Source organism: Sphingobacterium nematocida, from assembly GCF_900168125.1.
Classification (GTDB): domain Bacteria; phylum Bacteroidota; class Bacteroidia; order Sphingobacteriales; family Sphingobacteriaceae; genus Sphingobacterium; species Sphingobacterium nematocida.
The window spans coordinates 1-1,639 of sequence record NZ_FUZF01000038.1 but is presented as its reverse complement, the minus strand read 5'-3'; the positions used below and the strand labels follow the sequence as shown (position 1 = coordinate 1,639).

The 1,639-nt window shown below is 50.8% G+C and carries 2 tRNA genes and 1 rRNA gene; all 3 read right to left on the bottom strand.

Going from position 1 to position 1,639, the window contains the following annotated elements:
• Positions 1-32 precede the first annotated feature (32 nt).
• Positions 33-106: transfer RNA gene (locus B5X76_RS21535), tRNA-Ala, on the bottom strand.
• 9 nt (positions 107-115) lie between these two features.
• Positions 116-189: transfer RNA gene (locus B5X76_RS21530), tRNA-Ile, on the bottom strand.
• Between the two features lie 111 nt (positions 190-300).
• Positions 301-1,639: ribosomal RNA gene (locus tag B5X76_RS21525) — 16S ribosomal RNA — on the bottom strand; the annotation flags it as partial.

The following is a 1,639-nucleotide window of genomic DNA, read 5'->3' as shown; positions in this document are numbered from 1 at the left end:
GCTAAAGGCTATTCGCTATATGCTGAAAATCGTGGAGAATAACGGATTCGAACCGTTGACCCCCTGCGTGCAAGGCAGGTGCTCTAGCCAGCTGAGCTAATTCCCCTTTTTTTCGTAGTCCCGAGCAGATTTGAACTGCTGACCCCTACATTATCAGTGTAGTGCTCTAACCAACTGAGCTACGGGACTAGCTTATATCTCTATCTCTCTCTCGGCACTCCACCGGGGTGGGTACTGTCTTCTTAGTTTCTGTTAATAATCATGTGTGTACGTAACGAGCTTCAGTTCCGAATGCTCTAGAAAGGAGGTATTCCAGCCGCACCTTCCGGTACGGCTACCTTGTTACGACTTAGCCCCAATTATCGGTTTTGCCCTGACACGCTCCTTGCGGTTACATGCTTTAGGCACCCCCAACTTTCATGGCTTGACGGGCGGTGTGTACAAGGCCCGGGAACGTATTCACCGCGTCATTGCTGATACGCGATTACTAGCGAATCCAACTTCACGGGGTCGAGTTGCAGACCCCGATCCGAACTGTGAATGGCTTTTCGAGATTGGCATCACATTGCTGTGTAGCTGCCCGCTGTACCATCCATTGTAGCACGTGTGTAGCCCCGGACGTAAGGGCCATGATGACTTGACGTCGTCCCCACCTTCCTCACTGCTTACGCAGGCAGTCTGTTTAGAGTCCCCATCATTACATGCTGGCAACTAAACATAGGGGTTGCGCTCGTTGCGGGACTTAACCCAACACCTCACGGCACGAGCTGACGACAGCCATGCAGCACCTAGTTTCGTGTCCCGAAGGACTGATCCGTCTCTGGATCATTCACTAACTTTCAAGCCCGGGTAAGGTTCCTCGCGTATCATCGAATTAAACCACATGCTCCTCCGCTTGTGCGGGCCCCCGTCAATTCCTTTGAGTTTCACCCTTGCGGGCGTACTCCCCAGGTGGATAACTTAACGCTTTCGCTAAGACGCTAACTGTGTATCGCTAACATCGAGTTATCATCGTTTAGGGCGTGGACTACCAGGGTATCTAATCCTGTTTGATCCCCACGCTTTCGTGCATCAGCGTCAATAATGGCTTAGATAGCTGCCTTCGCAATCGGAGTTCTGAGACATATCTATGCATTTCACCGCTACTTGTCTCATTCCGCCATCTTCAACCACATTCAAGCTTATCAGTATCAAAGGCACTGCGACAGTTGAGCTGCCGTATTTCACCCCTGACTTAATAAGCCGCCTACGCACCCTTTAAACCCAATAAATCCGGATAACGCTCGGATCCTCCGTATTACCGCGGCTGCTGGCACGGAGTTAGCCGATCCTTATTCTTCAGGTACATTCAGCTTCCTACACGTAGAAAGGTTTATTCCCTGACAAAAGCAGTTTACAACCCATAGGGCAGTCATCCTGCACGCGGCATGGCTGGTTCAGAGTTCCCTCCATTGACCAATATTCCTTACTGCTGCCTCCCGTAGGAGTCTGGTCCGTGTCTCAGTACCAGTGTGGGGGATTCTCCTCTCAGAGCCCCTAGACATCGTAGCCTTGGTAAGCCGTTACCCTACCAACTAGCTAATGTCACGCGAGCCCATCCATATCCTATAAATATTTAATTACTGTCCCATGCGGAACT